This window comes from Bradyrhizobium sp. WBOS07, from assembly GCF_024585165.1.
GTDB classification, from domain to species: domain Bacteria; phylum Pseudomonadota; class Alphaproteobacteria; order Rhizobiales; family Xanthobacteraceae; genus Bradyrhizobium; species Bradyrhizobium japonicum_B.
In genome coordinates this window covers 5619395-5637414 of record NZ_CP029008.1, presented here as the reverse complement: position 1 = coordinate 5637414, position 18020 = coordinate 5619395, and the positions used below count along the sequence as shown (strand labels likewise).

The following is an 18020-nucleotide window of genomic DNA, read 5'->3' as shown; positions in this document are numbered from 1 at the left end:
CGCGCCGACCTCTCCCGCAAGCGGGAGAGGTTAAGCGAGCCGCCCGCCCCTCACGAATGCTGCGCCACCATGGCCGGTCGGGCTTGTGGCTGCGGCGCGATGTCGACCGACCAGAGGCTGCGATTATCGACGTCCTTCAAGGTCACGGTCATGACGCCGCTGCGGCCGTCGATGTCGACACGGCCAAAGAATTGCAGGCCGAAACAAGGCGCCAGATTTTCACCCTGCGCTGCGCTGCAGCCGTTCTGGTACATCGCGACCGGACCAAAGGTGTCATCGAGCGCGGCCGGGCCCCAGGTCCCGGCATGCAACGGGCCGGAGACGAACTCCCAGAACGGCTCGAACTCCTGGAACTGCGCCCGGCTCGGATCATAATGATGCGCGGCGGTGTAGTGCATGTCGGCGGTGAGCCAGACGATGTTGCGCACACCGGCGCGCTTGATGGAGCTGAGAAGATCGGCGATCTCGTGCTCGCGCCGATCGGGCGGCCCGTCGCCGAGCGCGACGGCGTCCAGGCTGATCAGGCCGATCGGCAGGTCGGCTGCGATCACCTTCCAGGTCGCGCGCGAAGCAATAAGCTCGCGCTTCAGCCAGGCGAGCTGCTCGGCACCCAGAATCCAGCCGCGCCTGTCACTGCCCTTGTTCCAGCTATCGTCGCGATAGCTGCGCATGTCGATCATGAAGATGTCGAGCAGCGGGCCGTAGGCGATCTTCCGATAAACCCGGCCCTGCTGCGCGCCGATATCGCGGATCGGCATGAAGTCGAAGAAGGCACGGCGGGCGCGCGCGACCAGGCGCGGGGTGCCGTCATCCTCGAAGCCTGCGTCGTCGTAGCTGCCGGACGGCGACCAGTCGTTGGTGACCTCGTGGTCGTCCCATTGCGCGAGCATCGGCACTTCCGCGTGGAAGGCGCGAAAGTTCTCGTCGAGATGGTTGTATTTGTAATTGCCGCGAAACTGCGCCAGCGTGTGCGCGACCTCGGACTTTTCCTCGATCACGAGGTTGCGCCAGGTCTCGCCGTTCGGAAGCTTCTGCTCCGACGGGATCGTGCAGTCGGCGTAGATGTGATCGCCGGAATGGATGAAGAAATCGGGACGGTTGTCGAGCATGGTGCGATAGCTGCGATAGCCGCCGCGCGCGACGTCGATGCCCCAGCCCTGCCCCGCGACGTCGCCGGACCACACGAACGAGATCGACCGGCCGGCGGCCGGCGCGGTGCGGAAATGGCCGATGCGGCTCTCGCCGCGAAGGCCGGTTGAGATATCGTCGAAGCGGATGCGGTAGAAGACGTCCTGTCCCGGCGGAAGATCGTTCAGCAGCAGCTTTGCGGTGAAATCCGCGTCCGGCAGCGCATCGCGCGAGGCCGACGCAAGGACGGTCTTGAAGCTCTCGACGGTCGCGCACTCCACGTGCATTCGCGCGGGACGGTCGGCGCGCGCCCAGACCACCGCGGAGCCGTCGCAGACGTCGCCGGACTGAACGCCGCCGGCGACCTGCGGACGATCGGCGGCGCGGCTGAGATACGGGGTTGCGAGCGTGCCGAGCGAGGCAACCGCCAGGCTCGAGGTCGAACGGACCAGGAATTGCCGCCGGGTCCATGCGCGCGAAGCGCGGAGCGTTGCCATTCGGAAACCTTCGTCGAATCGCGACGGAAGGTGCCTACGCTCCTTGACTCCCGGCTTACGGTTTCTTGACCCCGTGCCGACGATTTTGCGACGCGGAGATGACGGGGCGAGATGCAGCGGCCGCAGCGCCGCTGCCTGGCGCGGAATGGGTTTAGGTTAAATCGACTGCCGCGGGTCGTTCACCTCTCCCGCTTGCGGGAGAGGTCGGCGGGAGCGCCGGGAGAGGGCTTTCTCCTCTTGGGGATTGTCCCTTTGAGGATACAGCCCTCTCCCCGACCCTCTCCCGCAAGCGGGAGAGGGAGCGCACCTGCCTTGGAGCAATCAGATCTGATCCCATCCCGCCTTAGCGCTTCCAGTTGCAGATGCCGCCGGTGCGGCAGGGCCAGGTCTGGATGCGGGTGTCCATCGCCTGTGCGTCGAGCGGGTTGCCGCGACGATGCACCAGCTTCGCGCGGGCTGCGCCGCGCGGCTGCGCGCTCTTCGCATGCGCGGCCTTCGGCTCTGCCACACGGACGCGCTCGGCCGCCACCTTCTTCGGCACGTCGACGGGCTCGGCGCGTGCCTGCGCCTCGTTGCCGCCGCGCGCCTCGAGGGCGAGCGGGGCGAACTGCGTCTCGGGCCCGAGACGCTTTGGCGACAGCACGGCCTTGGAGAGATCGAGACCGAGATATTCGCCTGGCTTGTAGTCGTCGGCGCGCGCGATGCCGCCCCATGCGATGACGAGGGCAACGGCAATTGCAAAAGAACCGCTTTTCAGGACCACGGACGCCTCCTGAAATTCCATTATGAAAGGGGTAATTTACCCCTATTTAGGAGGCGTCGCGTGGAATTCCAGCGGCCAGGTGCCGCCGTGGTTAAGAAGTTTGGCGGTGTCAGGCGACCTTTCGCGTCGTCCCCGTCCCATCCAGGAAACCCATCAGGCGGCTGCGGATGATCTGTTCCGCCTCAGCCATGATCCGATCGATGAGTTCCTTGCAGGAGGGGATGTCATGGATCAACCCTGCAACCATGCCGCAACTCCAGGCGCCGGCGTCCATCTGGCCTTCCAGCATGATCTTGGGATAGACGCCCGCCACCTGATCGTGGATGTCGTCGATCTTCAGCCTGTCGCCCTTCTCGCGCTCGATCTCGATGAGGCGGTCGACATTGGCGTTTCTCAGCACGCGCTCGGTGTTGCGCAAGCTGCGCATGATCAAACGGGTGTCGAGCTCGGTGGCCGCGACCAGCGCGTTCTTCACGTTCTGATGCACCGGCGCCTCCTTGGTGGCGATGAAGCGCGTGCCCATGTTCATGCCGGCTGCGCCCAGCGACAATGCCGCGACCAGGCTGCGCCCGTCGGCCATGCCGCCGGAGGCGACGAACGGGATCTTCAATTCCTCCGCTGCGCGCGGCAGCAGGATCATGTTCGGAATGTCGTCCTCGCCGGGATGGCCGCCGCACTCGAAGCCGTCGACGCTGACGGCATCGCAGCCGATGCGCTCGGCCTTCAGCGAGTGGCGGACCGAGGTGCATTTGTGGATGACCTTGATGCCGGCCGCCTTCAGTGCCGGCATGTACTGCTCAGGACTGCGGCCGGCGGTCTCCACGGCTTTGATGCCGCCTTCGACGATGGCGGCGATGTATTCCGGATAGGGTGGCGCCGCGAAGGTCGGCAGGAAGGTGAGGTTCACGCCGAACGGCTTGTCGGTCATGTCGCGGCAGCGCGCGATCTCCTTGGCGAGCAGCTCCGGCGTCTTCTGGGTGAGACCGGTGATGATGCCGAGCCCGCCGGCATTGGAGACGGCGGCGGCCAGCTCGGCAAAGCCGACGAAATGCATGCCGCCCTGGATGATGGGATGCTCGATGCCGAACAGCTCGGTGATCGCAGTCTTCACTTGGTTTCTCCTCCCGGAATTCGCCTGTGTTGGGTCAGTCTAGCCGGACTTTTGCGACGCGGTCACCATTTCTCTCCGAAGGGGCGGATTTCCATTTCGAAGGTCCAGGCACTCTTCGGCTGCCGGTAGAGCTGCCAATAGGCGTCCGCAACCGAGGACGGCGGCATCAAGAGATCGGGATTATCAAGCGCGTCGGGCCCGAGCGCCTCCAGCCGGCGCTGCCGCACCCATTCGGTGTCGACGCCGGAATCGATGATGAGATGGGCGACATGGATGTTCTTCGGGCCGAGCTCGCGCGCCATCGCCTGCGCCACTGCGCGCAGGCCGAACTTGGCACTGGCGAATGCCGCAAAACCGCTGCCGCCGCGCAATGAGGCGGTGGCGCCGGTGAAGAAGATGTTGCCGCCGCCACGCGGCAGCATCAGCCGCGCCGCCTCGCGCCCCGCGAGAAAGCCGGAATAGCAGGCCATCTCCCACACTTTCCGAAACACGCGTTCGGTTGTGTCGAGAATCGGGAAATTGACGTTGGCGCCGACGTTGAAGATGCAGACCTCGAGCGGCGCATGCTGGTCGGCGTCGTTGAGGAAGGAGATGACCTCTTCCTCCTTGCGCGCGTCGAGCGAGCGCGCATGGATCTCGCCGCCGGCGGCCTCGATGTCCTTCACCAGCGGCGCCAGCTTGTCGCCGTTGCGGCGGCCGGCGAAAACCGTGAAGCCTTCGGCTGCAAATTTCTTGGCGATCTCGGAGCCGATGAAATCGCCGGCCCCGATCACGGCCGCTGTCGCGTTTCGCTTGGGCAAGGTCGCCTCCTCCGGTGCGAGCGGTGCAATTGGGCGCGAGGCTATAGTTCTAAAATAGAACTGTCAAACGACGCGGCCGAATGATAGGCCTCTTTGCAAATTGCCTTGATCATTCATGTCAGTTCCTTTTTCTGACTGACTGGCCTGCTCCGGAGACGGCATCATGAAATGGGACACGCTGGACGAAGAGCCCTGCTCGCTCTCCCGCACCGTGGCCGTGGTCGGCGACCGCTGGACGCTGCTGATCCTGCGCGAATGCTTCTTGCGCGTGCGCCGCTTCGAGGGCTTTCAATCGTCGCTTCAGATCACGCGGCACCTGCTCTCGGAGCGGCTGAAGAAGCTGGTGCGGTTCGGCATCCTGCGTCGGGTCCCCTATTCCGAGGCGCCGAAGCGCTACGAATACATCCTCACGCAAAAGGGTCTCGACCTCTACCCGATCATCATGGCGATGGTGCATTGGGGCGACACCCACATGGGCGACGAGCGCGGCCGCCCGATGCTGCATCAGCACAAGCGCTGCGGCAAGCTGTTCGACCCGATCATGGTGTGCTCGGAATGCGGCGAGGCGCTGCACGCCAAGCAAGTGCACGTGCATGCGGGGCCGGGGCAGCAGGCAGCGGCGGGGTGAGTCGAGGCATCAAGCCTGCTCGCAAGTCCACGTCGCGCGCGTCTCGATAGTCCGAGAAACAGCACCTGTCTCAGTGCGTATTGGTCCGATGCCATTTCTCGAGATCGGGCTTCACCTCGTCCGATCCCTGCTCCTTTTCCGGGTTGCCCTTCCAGGGCTTGTCCGTCTGTCTGTGCGAACCCCAATCGTTCTGATCGCGGGGATCGTCGGTCGGCCGTTCCTTGCTCATCGGTTGATCCTTCTGCTACGCGAATGGGACGCCGTAATAGGCATTGATGCCGCGCACGGCCGCGTCATCGCTCCAGTTCCAGTCGGTCTTCTCGCCGTATTTCGGAGCACCTTCCAGATCCTTGGCCGTGATCGCGGTGATGTAGCCGCCCAGCTCGGTGTCGTATTTCAGGGATTGCCAGGGCAACGGATAATGATCATTGCCAAGGCCGAGGAAACCACCGAAACCAAGCACCGCGTACGAGACATTGCCGCTGATCTTGTCGATCATCACCCGTTCGATCGAGCCGATCTTGTTCCGATCGGCTCCGAACACCGATGTTCCCTCGACCTTGTCGCTTCCGATCAGCCGGCCCATTTCGTCGCGGTCCAGTTCGCCCTGATTCAGCATCGTCATTCTCCACTCGGCCATATCTGAATCAATCGCGACGGGGCGGCGATCGTTCCGAGGCGCGTTCCCGGAGCTGGCGAGGAACATCGCAGGAAAGGAGCCGTTCTCTGAGCTCACACGCTCGGCCCAGGGCTCGCGCGATGTCCCAGACCGTCTCCGATTTCATCGTCCAGCGTCTGCATCAAGGGGGCGCGCCCACATCCTTGGCTATCCCGGCGACGGCGTGTTCGGAGCGATGAACCGGCAGGTGCTCGATCCTGCCTGTAAAGGAATGAGGTGAACCATGAGCGACTTCCGCGATATCCAGCACGGCGTCAACGATCCCGTCGATGGCGTCGACGTGAAACACAGCTTCAACGACAACACGACGCCGCATCAGCGCGCGCAGCGCCATGCCGACGTGCGAGCCGACGCCACGGCCAGCGCCGTCGAGCCGTTCTTGCCGGAGCGGCTGCGACGCAAGCCGACCGATCCGATCAATCCGCGCACCGGACGCAATCCCGCAGATTAGCGTTAGGAACCTCGGCGCCCTCGGCGTGTTGGTCGGCGCAATGTCGCCGGCAAGTGGTCGTGCGACCTATCGAGGATTTAACCATGAAACGCACCATCATTGCCCTTGCCTGCGTGCTACTCGCAGGCCCTGCGCTCGCCCAATCGCTGGGCGAGAAGACCGGCGTCAATTCGGCGCTCGGCGTTGCGCCTTCCACCCCCGACTTCGTCAAGCAGGTCGCGATCAGCGACATGTTCGAGATCGAGTCGAGCAAGCTTGCCCAGCAGAAGGGCAACGCGCAGGAGAAGAGCTTTGCGCAGCAGATGATCGCCGATCACACCAAGACCAGCACCGAGCTCAAGGGCCTGGTCGGCGAAAAGAAGATCCAGGCCACGCTTCCGACGCAGCTCGACAGCTCACACCAGAGCAAGCTCGACAAGCTCAAGAACGCGAACGGCAAGGACTTCAGCTCGGACTACAATTCCTATCAGGTCAGCGCCCATGAAGACGCCGTGTCGCTGTTCGAGCGCTACGCCAAGGGTGGCGACAATGCCGAGCTGAAGGACTGGGCCGGCAAGACGCTGCCCGCCCTGAAGCACCATCTCGACATGGCCAAGGAGCTCGGCAAGGCGCCGAGCGTCGGCCAGTCCACCAAGTAACGCATTACTGAAGGACGCCGGCTTGCCCGGCGTCCTTTGCTTGGCACGTCGACCGTCTCCGCGCATTGAGCCTCGACCATCGCGGAGAGCATCATGTCGAACCACATCAAGACCCCACTGTCCCGCCGCCACGTCATGGACGCCGCGAGCGCAACGCTCGCAGCGGCCTCGCTGGCGTCCACAGCGAAAGGAGAGAGCGCCATGGTCGAGCACGCCTTGATCGATCCGGTCGGCCGCTATCCGAAGCCGCCGTTCAAGAAGCAGTCGCAGCCCTGGCCGGGCCTCGCCGGCCGGATGGAGCCGCGGCCCGACCATGGCGAGACCAGCTACAAAGGCTCCGGCCGGCTCGCCGGCCGCAAAGCCCTGATCACCGGCGGCGATTCGGGCATGGGCCGCGCCGCCGCGATTGCCTATGCCCGCGAAGGCGCCGATGTCGCCATCAACTATCTGCCGGCGGAAGAGCCCGACGCACGGGAGGTGATCGCGCTGATCGAGAAGGAAGGACGCATCGGACTTGCAATTCCCGGCGACCTCACGGACGAAGCCTTCTGCAACAGGCTGGTCGAGCAGGCGGTGCAAGGCCTCGGCGGCCTCGACATCATCGTCAATAACGCAGCGCGGCAGCAGACCCGCGCCTCCATCCTGGACGTTTCGTCGGAGGATTTCGACGCCACCATGAAGACCAACATCTACGCGCCGTTCTGGATCACCAAGGCGGCACTCCGGCATCTCAAGCCCGGCGCCTGCATCATCGGCACGACCTCCGAGCAGGCTTACGATCCCTCGCCGGATCTGTATGACTACGCGCAGACCAAGGCGGCGACGATGAACTACGTGAAGTCGCTGGCCAAGCAGCTCGCCTCCAAGGGCATCCGCGTCAACGGCGTCGCGCCGGGACCGATCTGGACGCCGCTCCAGGTGTCCGGCGGGGCGACGATGGAGAAGCTCGAAAAATTCGGCGGCATGACGCCGCTCGGGCGCCCCGGCCAGCCGGTCGAGCTCGCCTCGATCTACGTGCAGCTTGCCGCCGCCGACGCCAGCTATGCGACCGGCCAAGTCTACGGCGCTGCGGGTGGATCAGGCCAGCCTTAGCAAAGCTGGGAGCGAACGCTGGAATTCAGGAACCATCCTTGTCTCGCCGTTTTACAAAACTGTCATGGAGGAAGTATCGCCGGTTGACCGATGGCGCTCGTAACAGTCAGACCCACCCGGATCGATAGGGCGATCGCGAATGAGATCGCGGACCATACCAACGCAGGGCTCGAGCACGCCGCCCAGATCTTGACCTGGGGTGCCGACGAGCACGTGCTCGTCGCGCTGGCCGCTGCGGGGTGGCTCTACACGCGATTGAGGCAACCGCAGCAGCGTCCGATCTCGGACCACGTTCTGTGGGTCTCGCTCGCAAGCGCCGTGTTGCCGCATCTTCTGAAATCCTTGTTCGATCAGACTCGGCCCGACCGGCTGACGATCAGAGGCCACCGGCATGGCGTGCCCTTCTCGGGACGATCCGGCGACGCGTTCCCGTCCGGTCACGCCGTGCATATGGGCGCTCTCGCCTCGGCGGCGGGCCTGTTGCCGCCATTCCGGCGCCGGCTGGCGCGCGGCCTCGCCTTGGCGCTTTCGTTGACCCGCGTTGCGCTGCTCGCGCACTGGGCCAGCGACGTGGTGGCAGGCTTCACGCTTGGCGTCATCGTCGAGCGAGCGTTGAGGCCGTTCACGCTGGCGAAGCGGCCGCCTCGAGCCTCGAGGATGCGGCCATGACCGAATCTCTCGTGCGCTTCATCGCCGGCGGTCTGATCGTCTCCGCTTTCGCGATCCTGGGCGACATGCTCCGACCGAAGAGTTTTGCCGGGCTGCTCGGCGCGGCGCCATCGGTCGCGCTGGCCACGCTCAGCATCGCCGTCGTCCAGCACGGCCCGCAATACGCCGCCGCCGAGAGCTGGACGATGATCTACGGCGCGATCGCACTTGCCTGTTACAGCCTCGCCGTTTGCCTTCTCCTGATGAGGTCTCGTCTCGGCGCGTTGCCGGCGACCATCGCCGCTTTTGCCGTGTGGCTCATGGTCGCCTTCAGCCTGCTCGCGGGCTTCGGAGGTGCGGCCTGATGCTGGTCAAGCTGTCTTCATCGGCGCTGAAGCAGACGCGGTGGTACGAGTATGGCGTTCGCTTTCTGCTCGGTGGGCTGGCGACAGTCCTCACCGGCGTCGTGAGCTCGCGTTTCGGCGTCTCCGTCGGCGGGCTCTTCCTCGCGCTTCCCGCCGTCTTCTGCGCCAGCGCCACACTGATCGAAAGCCATGAGCGCCGCGCCAAGGAAAAGGCCGGGCTCAGCGGAGACAGGCGCGGGCAGCAGGCCGCGGCGCTCGATGCGGCAGGTGCCGGCCTCGGCAGCATCGGTCTTGCAGCGTTCGCCGCGGTCTTCTACGCCATGGTGTCGACGACCGCGATCGGCGCATTCGCCGCCGCCATTCTGGTATGGGCGGCGGTAGCGGTCTCGGCGTGGTGGTTGAGGCGAAAAAAGCTTCGCATCACCTCCCGCGCCGCACAGGCCGAGCGCGTCGCGCCTTCAGCGAGGCGCCGCGGCAGCCTCCCCTAGCATCAGGAAGCCATACGTCTCGCAGCGCTCCGAAGCCAATCGACGCGGGCAAGCGCGCAGGATCTTCGACTCGTTTCAACCGTATCTTATTGATTATGTTAAGTCTTTTGACCAATCCGGGACCTTCCTGACCTCCGATGGAACCCGCGCCGCGCTGGTTCGTTGAGTAACCTACTCAACCTACTCAATCGTGTGGTGGACCATGAACGAGCTTCGCGCTGAGCGCCTTCAGGTCATGCTCTCGCCGGAGGAATTGGCCGCCCTCGACGATTTCCGGTTCAAGCATCGCATGCCGACGCGGGCGGCAGCGGTCCGCGAGCTGCTCAGGTTCGGACTGGCCGCCGCGGGCGTCGAGGCGGCGGCTGGTGTGAAGTCGAGCAGCTTCGGCGTATTCGGCCGGGGACCGGACGGGCATACCCACGGAGATCCCGAGGGCGGCACCGGGACCGAGCCGTAGAAGCCGGCCACAAGCAAACGGCCCCGGCACGGTGGGTGCCAGGGCCGTCCTTGGAGATTGCTTCCGGCGCACCGGGGGCATGCCAACCGGAAGCAACCTGTCGACTCCATGCGCGGGGATTCGTTCCCTGTGCGAAGGCTGGAGCTCGGTTTAGCCGCTCGGTGCGCCGCCGGAATCATCCGGCGTCATGCCGGAGCCCGGCGTCTTGCTGTTGTCGTTCAACTTCGGATCGCGCGTCGCTTCCCGCGAGGGGGACCCTTTCGGATCCGCCTTGTGCACGGACTGTGCACGCTGTTTGTCGCGGGGCTGCTCCTCGGCGCGCTCGTCCTTGACGATGCCGTGGTCGGAATGGGCCATGATGTGCTTCGCCTCTCATGATGTGTCGAAGCGCTTACGCACTGCGGGGCCGAATGTTCCGGCGGGGCGCTAGCTGCGCGTCGCATGGACCGCCGCCGATGCATTCTCCAGATGCACCTGGCGCACCGTCGTCACCGTCGCGAACGCGACCGAGACGCCAAAGGCGAAGACGAGTGAAAGCAGAGCCAGACGTGGAGCCATCGCAAAACCTCCTTCTGGAATGAAGACCAACGCGATTGACTATTCCCGATCATGCCGGATGGGCCGCTCGCATTCCGTGCGCAATCTCACACGGGATTGACCAAGCGGAGAATGCTCACGCATCTGGTTGTTGCGGGAAGCGAGCGGCAACGGGGGGAACCTCGCCGTCGAGCCAATCCTGCTCGTGGGCCAGCGCCGTCCAGGCGTCCGCCATGCGCGAATAGCGCTTATGCGCGGGTTGTCCTTCGGCGCGCTCGGCGAGCTGAAGACAATTGTCGGCGTTATCTCTGAAGATGTCAGACTGTTTCATGGGAAAGACGTGGGGACGGAACTCCCGGGCTGCAATGCCCTTACCGCATCGTAACGTTCGGGGAACTTCGCCCGCCATCCGCGATTGATATCGATGCGAGTTCTCGTTGCCGTCATGATGGCATTGATCAGCACCATTGCGCTTGCCGACAGCACCGGCGAACGCAAGCCGCTCGACCGCCCGCCGAGCGCCACCGACGTCATCACCGGCCTCTACAATTTCAGCCGGTTTCAGCAAGGTCTGCTGGAGAGCACCGATTTGAAGGGCAACGCCGAGGTCAAGAACCTCGCCGCCCTGCGCGCCGAGGAAGCGGCCAAACGCGACAGGGCGCTGAAGCAGATTCAGGAGACAATCGGCGCCGAGCCCCGCGTCGGCAAAACGGAATCCGTTGCCGCCAGCCTGATCGAGCCCGAAACCTCGGACGGGCCAACTTACGTCCGCAGCTTCTATGCCTCGCAGATTCCCGAATATGAATCGGCCATCACGCTGCTCGAAAGCTATCTGAAGGCGCCCGACAACGCTGCGCTCGCGGCCTTCGCGCGCGAGCAGCTTCCGCTGCTGCGCGCGCAGGTCAAGGATGCCGAGCGGACCATGGCGGACAAGTAGCCGCCTTACTTCCTTATCTGTTGTTCGGATGATGCTGCTGGGTCTCCGGCCGCACGGTGCGGCTGCTTTCCGGCATCTTGTCACGGCCTGCATCGCCATTGTCGTCCTTGCCGCCAGAGGATGAGGCCCCGCTTCCGCTGGGATTGGAGCGCGCCGCCGTCCCCGTGGTCGGTGAATCGCCATGGTTGGCAGAGCTGGCGGCCGGATCTCCGGTGACCGCCCCGCGGCCGCTTTGCGCCGGCTAACCGCGAGGCGCGGCGCCGTTCCGAAGGAGGCGCTGGGGACCGGTGGGACGGCAGGGCGCCGGCGTCGTTTCTTTCAATCCCGTGTGGAACCAATCCAGCGGATTGCGGTTATTAGCATCGGGCTGAGCAAGACAGGTTCCATTTCCTCGCGCCGCAACCTTGGCGCTTGATTTCGAATTTGGCTGACGCTCTATTTTGACCAATCGCGTCATGCCGTGGATTCGGCCGACGCCTGCGGGGGAAAATTGTATGAGCGACCTCGATCCCGGAACTGCATCACGCTCCGGTCGTCGCGTCCCAAAGCCAAAAACCAACGGTACGTCTGATCCGGATTCCCGGGCCGAATTGCTGCAGGCCCTGCAGGCCATGCGCAGCGGCGATTTCTCGGTGCGCATGAGCGGCGACTACCTCGGCATCGACGGCAAGATCGCCGACACTTTTAACGAAATCATCGCCGCCAACCAGCGCATGGCGCAGCAGCTCGAGCTGGTCGGCCAGGTGGTCGGCCGCGAAGGCAAGACCCGGCAGCGCGTGAAATTCGGCCTCGCCTCGGGGTCCTGGGCCGACATGGAAGGGTCCGTCAACACGCTGATCGACGATTTGCTGTGGCCGACGCGCGAGGTGACGCGCGCGGTCGCTGCCGTCGCGCAAGGCGACCTGCTCCAGACCGTCAAGCTCGACGTCGACGGCCGTCCGCTCCGCGGCGAGTTCCTGCAGTCGGCGACCATCGTCAACACCATGATCAAGCAGCTCGGCGTGTTCACCTCCGAGGTGACGCGCGTGGCTCGCGAGGTCGGCACCGAAGGCAAGCTCGGCGGCCAGGCCCAGGTGCCGGAGGTGACCGGCGTCTGGAAGGACCTCACCGAGAGCGTCAACTCGATGGCGAACAACCTGACCAACCAGGTTCGCAACATCGCCGAGGTGACGATCGCGGTCGCCAACGGCGACCTCTCCAAGAAGATCACGGTCGACGTCCGCGGCGAGATCCTGCAGCTCAAGGAAGCCATCAACACGATGGTGGACCAGCTCCGCTCGTTCGCCTCCGAGGTGACGCGCGTCGCCCGCGAGGTCGGCACCGACGGCAAGCTCGGCGGCCAGGCCATCGTGCCCGGCGTCGCCGGCACCTGGAAGGATCTGACCGACTCCGTCAACGCGATGTGCGGCAATTTGACCGCGCAGGTGCGCAACATCGCCAACGTCACCACCGCCGTGGCACGCGGCGACCTGTCGCGCAAGATCACGGTGGACGTGCGCGGCGAGATCCTCGAGCTGAAGGACACCATCAACACCATGGTGGACCAGCTCAACTCGTTCGCTTCGGAAGTGACGCGCGTGGCGCGCGAGGTCGGCACCGAAGGCAAGCTCGGCGGCCAGGCACAGGTGCCCGGCGTCGCCGGCACCTGGAAGGACCTCACCGACAACGTCAACTTCATGGCCTCGAACCTGACCGCGCAGGTCCGCAACATCGCCGACGTCGCCACGGCCATCGCGAGCGGCGACCTCTCGAAGAAGATCACGGTGAACGTCTCGGGCGAAATCCTTCAGCTGAAGGAGACGCTCAACACCATGGTGGACCAGCTCAACGCCTTCGCAGGTGAAGTGACGCGCGTCGCCCGCGAGGTCGGCACCGAAGGGAGGCTCGGCGGACAGGCCAACGTGCTCGGCGTCGCCGGCACCTGGAAGGACCTCACCGAGAGCGTCAACTCGATGGCCTCGAACCTGACCGCGCAGGTGCGCAACATCGCCGAGGTGACGACCGCGGTCGCTGGCGGCGATCTGTCGAAGAAGATCACGGTGGACGTGCGCGGCGAGATCCTGGAGCTGAAGGACACCATCAACACCATGGTGGACCAGCTCAACGCCTTCGCAGGCGAAGTGACGCGCGTCGCCCGCGAGGTCGGCACCGAAGGCAAGCTCGGCGGTCAGGCGGTGGTGCGCGGCGTCGGCGGAACGTGGAAGGATCTCACCGACAGCGTCAACTCGATGGCCTCGAACCTGACCGGCCAGGTCCGCAACATCGCCGAGGTCGCGACCGCGGTCGCCAAGGGCGATTTGTCGAAGAAGATCACGGTGAACGTGTCGGGCGAAATCCTTCAGCTGAAGGAAACCCTGAACACGATGGTGGACCAGCTCAACGCCTTCGCCGGCGAAGTGACGCGCGTCGCCCGCGAGGTCGGCACCGACGGCAAGCTCGGCGGCCAGGCCGGCGTGCCTGGCGTCGCCGGCACCTGGAAGGACCTGACCGATTCCGTGAACTCGATGGCGGGCAATCTCACCGCCCAGGTCCGCAATATCGCCGAAGTCGCGACCGCGATCGCGGGCGGCGACCTGTCGCGCAAGATCACCGTGGACGTGCGCGGCGAGATCCTTCAGCTCAAGGACACGCTGAACACGATGGTCGACCAGCTCAACCGCTTCGCGGGCGAGGTGACGCGCGTGGCGCGCGAGGTCGGCACCGAAGGCCGCCTCGGCGGTCAGGCCAACGTGCCCGGCGTCGCCGGCACCTGGAAAGACCTCACCGACAGCGTCAACTCGATGGCGGGCAACCTCACCGCCCAGGTCCGCAACATCGCCGAGGTGACCACGGCCGTGGCGCGCGGCGACTTGTCGCGCAAGATCACCGTCGACGTGAAGGGCGAGATCCTCGAGCTGAAGAACACCATCAACACCATGGTGGACCAGCTCAACGGCTTTGCCGGCGAAGTGACGCGCGTGGCGCGCGAGGTCGGCACCGAAGGCAAGCTCGGCGGCCAGGCCGAGGTGCCCGGCGTCGCCGGCACCTGGAAGGACCTCACCGACAACGTCAACTTCATGGCCTCGAACCTCACCGCCCAGGTCCGCAACATCGCCGAGGTCGCGACCGCGATCGCCGGCGGCGACCTGTCGAAGAAGATCACGGTGGACGTGCGCGGCGAGATCCTGCTGCTCAAGGACACCTTGAACACGATGGTCGAGCAGCTCCGCTCTTTCGCGGCCGAAGTGACGCGCGTCGCGCGCGAGGTCGGCACCGAGGGCCGGCTCGGCGGCCAGGCCGTCGTCCCCGGCGTCGGCGGCACCTGGAAGGACCTCACCGACAACGTCAACCTGCTGGCCGCGAACCTCACCACCCAGGTCCGCAACATCGCCGAAGTGACCACGGCGGTGGCGCGCGGCGACCTCTCCCGCAAGATCACCGTCGACGTCAAGGGCGAAATCCTCGAGCTGAAGAACACCATCAACACCATGGTGGACCAGCTCAACGCCTTCGCCGGCGAAGTGACGCGCGTGGCGCGCGAGGTCGGCACCGAAGGCAAGCTCGGCGGCCAGGCCCAGGTGCCCGGCGTCGCCGGCACCTGGAAGGACCTCACCGACACCGTGAACTTCATGGCGGCCAACCTCACCGAGCAGGTGCGCGGCATCGTCAAGGTCGTCACGGCCGTCGCCAACGGCGATCTGAAGCAGAACCTCACCGTCAAATCGAAGGGCGAGGTCGCGGCCCTCGCCGACACCATCAACAACATGACCGAGACGCTCGCGACCTTCGCCGACCAGGTGACATCGGTGGCACGCGAGGTCGGCGTCGAAGGCCGGCTCGGCGGTCAGGCCAACGTGCCGGGCGCCGCCGGCACCTGGAAGGACCTCACCGGTAACGTCAACCTGCTCGCCGCCAACCTCACCTCGCAGGTGCGCGCGATCGCCGAGGTCGCGACCGCCGTCACCAAGGGCGACCTGACGCGGTCGATCCAGGTCGACGCCCGCGGCGAGGTGGCCGAGCTGAAAGACAACATCAACACGATGATCACGAACCTCCGTCTCACGACGGACGTGAACACCGAGCAGGACTGGCTGAAGACCAATCTGGCGAAATTCACCAACATGCTGCAGGGCCAGCGCGACCTCACCACCGTCGGCCGGCTGCTGCTCACCGAGCTGTCGCCGCTGGTGAACGCGCATACCGGCGTGATCTACCAGGTCGAGAGCGAGGACAATCCGCAGCTGTTGCTGCTGGCTTCCTACGCCAGCGACGGCATCTATCCGTATCCGCGCGTGCTGCAGTTCGGCGAAGGCCTGATCGGCCAGTGCGCGCTCGACAAGCGGCCGCGCGTCGTCGGCGAGATTCCATCCGACGTGGTGCCGATCAACTCGGCGCTGTTCCGCGTCGCGCCGAAGAACCTCGTCGTGCTGCCGGTGCTGTTCGAGGGCCAGGTCAAGGCCGTGATCGAGCTCGCCTCGCTCGTCTCCTTTACGACCTCGCAGATGACGTTCCTGGAGCAGCTCACCGACTCCATCGGCATCGTGCTCAATTCGATCGAAGCGACGATGCAGACCGAAGGCCTGCTCAAGCAGTCGCAGCAGCTCGCCGGCGAGCTGCAGACCCAGCAGCGCGAATTGCAGCAGACCAACGACCAGCTCGAGCAGAAGGCGCAGCAGCTTGCCGAGCGCAACGTCGAGGTCGAACGCAAGAACCAGGAGATCGAGCAGGCCCGCCGCGCGCTGGAGGAGAAGGCGACCGAGCTTGCGCTGACGTCGAAGTACAAGTCCGAATTCCTCGCCAATATGAGCCACGAGCTGCGCACGCCGCTGAACTCGATCCTCATTCTGGGCCAGCAGCTCACCGACAATCCGGACGGCAACCTCTCGGCCAAGCAGGTCGAATTCGCCCGCACCATCCACGGCGCCGGCACCGACCTGCTCAACCTCATCAGCGACATTCTGGATCTGTCCAAGATCGAATCCGGCACGGTGACGGTCGACGCCGAGGAAATCCTGACCGCGAACCTGCTCGAGACGGTCGGCCGTCCGTTCCGGCACGAGGCGGACAACCGCAACCTGTCGTTCAAGATCGACGTCGATCCGAACCTGCCGCGCAGCATCGTCACTGACTCCAAGCGTTTGCAACAGGTTCTGAAGAACCTGCTCTCCAACGCCTTCAAGTTCACCGCCGAGGGCGAAGTGCGCCTGAAGGTCGCCGGCGCGATCGGCGGCTGGGGCACGGATCACCCGGTGCTGAACTCCGCACCGGCCGTGATCGCGTTCGAAGTGTCCGATACCGGCATCGGCATTCCCGTGGAGAAGCAGAAGCTGATCTTCGAGGCGTTCCAGCAGGCCGACGCAGGCACCAGCCGCAAATACGGCGGCACCGGCCTCGGACTCGCGATCAGCCGCGAACTTGCGAGCCTGCTCGGTGGAGAAATCCATCTGCGCAGCTCGCCGGGCAAGGGCTCCTCGTTCACACTCTATCTGCCGCTCAAATATTCCGGCCCGACGCTGGCGCCGCGCACGGCACCTGCGCCACAGCAACACAGCCAGCCGCCGGCGCTACAGACGGCCGCACCCGACCAGCCGCGCGTCATCGAGCAGCTTCCCGACGACCGGCTCAACATCGAGCCCGGTGACACCATTCTCCTGATCGTCGAGGACGATCCGCACTACGCCCGCGTACTGGTCGATCTGGCCCGCGACAAGGGCTTCAAGGTGCTTGTCGCCGCCCGCGGCGCGGAGGCGCTCGAGCTCGCCAAGCAATACCAGCCGAGAGCCGTCTCGCTCGACGTGTTCCTGCCCGACATGCTCGGCTGGACCGTGCTGAGCCAGCTCAAGCACAATCCGCTGACCCGCCACATCCCCGTGCAGATCATCACGCTGGACGAGGACCGCCAGCATGCGCTGGCGCGTGGCGCGTTCTCCTTCGTCAACAAGCCGACGACGACCGAAGGCGTTTCCGCGGCGCTGACGCAGATCAAGGAATATGCCCGTCCCAGGCGCAAGCGGCTGTTGATCGTCGAGGACAACGAGGCCGAGCAGCTCTCGATCCGCGAGCTGCTGCATCACGACGACATCGAGATCGTCACGACGGACACCGGCGCCGGTGCGCTCTCGACGCTGCGCAAGACGCCCTGCGACTGCGTGGTGCTCGACCTTCGCCTGCCCGACATGAGCGGCTTCGAGGTGCTGGACGAGATCCGCAACGACGAGACGCTGTCGAACGTTCCGGTCGTCGTCTTCACCGGCCGGGAGCTTTCGGCCGAGGAGGACGCGGAACTCCACACCATGGCGCGCAGCATCGTGGTCAAGGGCGTGGAATCGCCGGAACGGCTGCTCGACGAGACCGCACTGTTCCTGCACCGCGTCATCACCGAACTTCCGGTCGAGAAGCAGCGCATGCTGGAGAAACTGAACAGTTCCGACGAGGACCTGATCGGCAAGACCGCCCTGCTCGTCGACGACGACGCCCGCAACATCTTCGCGCTGTCGAGCGTGCTGGAACGGCGCGGCATGAAGGTGCTGACGGCCACGACCGGCAGCGAGGCTGTGACGCTGGTCGAATCCAATCCGGAAATCGCCATCGTGCTGATGGACATCATGATGCCGCAGATGGATGGCTATCAGACCATCGGCGTCATTCGCGAAAATCCGGCTTTCGCCCGCCTTCCGATCATCGCGCTGACCGCCAAGGCGATGAAGGGTGACCGCGAGAAGTGCCTGGAGGCCGGCGCGTCCGACTACCTCGCCAAACCCGTCAACACCGATCAATTGCTACTTGCGATCCGCATGTGGCTGCACCGCTGAGTTGGATGCG

The 18020-nt window shown here is 65.1% G+C and carries 19 protein-coding genes; 10 read left to right on the top strand and 9 right to left on the bottom strand.

The window, feature by feature from the left end; genetic code table 11:
• Nucleotides 1–50: 50 nt before the first annotated feature.
• The 4 genes from DCM79_RS26845 to DCM79_RS26830 form a co-directional block, all read right to left on the bottom strand.
• Nucleotides 51–1625, bottom strand: a complete 1575-nt coding sequence (locus DCM79_RS26845) for an alkaline phosphatase (RefSeq protein WP_257177104.1) — start codon at nt 1623–1625, stop codon at nt 51–53.
• A 343-nt stretch (nt 1626–1968) separates the two neighbouring features.
• Nucleotides 1969–2388, bottom strand: coding sequence for a hypothetical protein (locus DCM79_RS26840; RefSeq protein ID WP_257177103.1), 420 nt, complete (start codon nt 2386–2388; stop codon nt 1969–1971).
• Nucleotides 2389–2497: 109 nt separating this feature from the next.
• Complete coding sequence (locus DCM79_RS26835) at nt 2498–3499, bottom strand: nitronate monooxygenase family protein (RefSeq protein ID WP_257177102.1); 1002 nt, start codon at nt 3497–3499, stop codon at nt 2498–2500.
• Between the two features lie 62 nt (nt 3500–3561).
• The gene (locus DCM79_RS26830; RefSeq protein ID WP_257177101.1) at nt 3562–4299 is read right to left on the bottom strand and encodes an SDR family oxidoreductase; all 738 of its coding nucleotides are present in this window, start codon (nt 4297–4299) and stop codon (nt 3562–3564) included.
• Between the two features lie 163 nt (nt 4300–4462).
• On the opposite strand from DCM79_RS26830, the gene DCM79_RS26825 reads away from it, so the two are divergent.
• Nucleotides 4463–4927, top strand: coding sequence for a helix-turn-helix domain-containing protein (locus DCM79_RS26825; RefSeq protein WP_257177100.1), 465 nt, complete (start codon nt 4463–4465; stop codon nt 4925–4927).
• A 70-nt stretch (nt 4928–4997) separates the two neighbouring features.
• Here the strand turns inward: DCM79_RS26825 and DCM79_RS26820 are convergent, their stop codons facing one another.
• Together DCM79_RS26820 and DCM79_RS26815 are read right to left on the bottom strand one after the other, a co-directional pair.
• Nucleotides 4998–5156: a hypothetical protein gene (locus DCM79_RS26820; RefSeq protein ID WP_257177099.1), complete on the bottom strand. Its 159-nt coding sequence runs from the start codon at nt 5154–5156 to the stop codon at nt 4998–5000.
• A gap of 15 nt (nt 5157–5171) precedes the next feature.
• Nucleotides 5172–5546, bottom strand: a complete 375-nt coding sequence (locus DCM79_RS26815) for a PRC-barrel domain-containing protein (protein WP_257180855.1) — start codon at nt 5544–5546, stop codon at nt 5172–5174.
• A gap of 283 nt (nt 5547–5829) precedes the next feature.
• On the opposite strand from DCM79_RS26815, the gene DCM79_RS26810 reads away from it, so the two are divergent.
• From DCM79_RS26810 to DCM79_RS26780, 7 genes are all read left to right on the top strand, one after another.
• On the top strand, nt 5830–6057 hold the full coding sequence (locus DCM79_RS26810) for a hypothetical protein (RefSeq protein ID WP_257177098.1): 228 nt from the start codon (nt 5830–5832) through the stop codon (nt 6055–6057).
• 83 nt (nt 6058–6140) lie between these two features.
• A complete protein-coding gene (locus DCM79_RS26805; RefSeq protein ID WP_257177097.1) occupies nt 6141–6695 on the top strand; it encodes a DUF4142 domain-containing protein in 555 nt (184 codons plus the stop codon).
• Between the two features lie 201 nt (nt 6696–6896).
• Nucleotides 6897–7787 carry an SDR family oxidoreductase gene (locus DCM79_RS26800; RefSeq protein WP_257180853.1) on the top strand — a complete coding sequence of 297 codons (891 nt, stop codon included), beginning with the start codon at nt 6897–6899 and terminating at the stop codon, nt 7785–7787.
• A 90-nt stretch (nt 7788–7877) separates the two neighbouring features.
• Nucleotides 7878–8456 (top strand): phosphatase PAP2 family protein, encoded by a 579-nt coding sequence (locus DCM79_RS26795; protein WP_257177096.1) that lies wholly within the window; start codon nt 7878–7880, stop codon nt 8454–8456.
• The gene (locus DCM79_RS26790) at nt 8453–8800 is read left to right on the top strand and encodes a DUF3147 family protein (protein ID WP_257177095.1); all 348 of its coding nucleotides are present in this window, start codon (nt 8453–8455) and stop codon (nt 8798–8800) included. Before DCM79_RS26795 ends, DCM79_RS26790 begins: the two co-directional genes overlap by 4 nt.
• Complete coding sequence (locus tag DCM79_RS26785) at nt 8800–9288, top strand: DUF3147 family protein (protein ID WP_257177094.1); 489 nt, start codon at nt 8800–8802, stop codon at nt 9286–9288. Before DCM79_RS26790 ends, DCM79_RS26785 begins: the two co-directional genes overlap by 1 nt.
• Nucleotides 9289–9490: 202 nt before the next feature.
• On the top strand, nt 9491–9745 hold the full coding sequence (locus tag DCM79_RS26780) for a hypothetical protein (RefSeq protein ID WP_257177093.1): 255 nt from the start codon (nt 9491–9493) through the stop codon (nt 9743–9745).
• A gap of 150 nt (nt 9746–9895) precedes the next feature.
• Here the strand turns inward: DCM79_RS26780 and DCM79_RS26775 are convergent, their stop codons facing one another.
• From DCM79_RS26775 to DCM79_RS26765, 3 genes are all read right to left on the bottom strand, one after another.
• Entirely contained in the window at nt 9896–10102 is a 207-nt protein-coding gene (locus DCM79_RS26775) for a hypothetical protein (RefSeq protein ID WP_257177092.1), read from the bottom strand.
• A 69-nt stretch (nt 10103–10171) separates the two neighbouring features.
• Nucleotides 10172–10303, bottom strand: a complete 132-nt coding sequence (locus tag DCM79_RS26770; RefSeq protein WP_257177091.1) for a hypothetical protein — start codon at nt 10301–10303, stop codon at nt 10172–10174.
• A gap of 115 nt (nt 10304–10418) precedes the next feature.
• Complete coding sequence (locus DCM79_RS26765) at nt 10419–10613, bottom strand: hypothetical protein (RefSeq protein WP_028134975.1); 195 nt, start codon at nt 10611–10613, stop codon at nt 10419–10421.
• Between the two features lie 93 nt (nt 10614–10706).
• Between DCM79_RS26765 and DCM79_RS26760 the strand changes: the two genes are divergently transcribed.
• Nucleotides 10707–11219 (top strand): DUF4142 domain-containing protein, encoded by a 513-nt coding sequence (locus tag DCM79_RS26760; protein WP_257177090.1) that lies wholly within the window; start codon nt 10707–10709, stop codon nt 11217–11219.
• Between the two features lie 494 nt (nt 11220–11713).
• Nucleotides 11714–18010 (top strand): HAMP domain-containing protein, encoded by a 6297-nt coding sequence (locus DCM79_RS26755; RefSeq protein WP_257177089.1) that lies wholly within the window; start codon nt 11714–11716, stop codon nt 18008–18010.
• Nucleotides 18011–18020 lie beyond the last annotated feature (10 nt).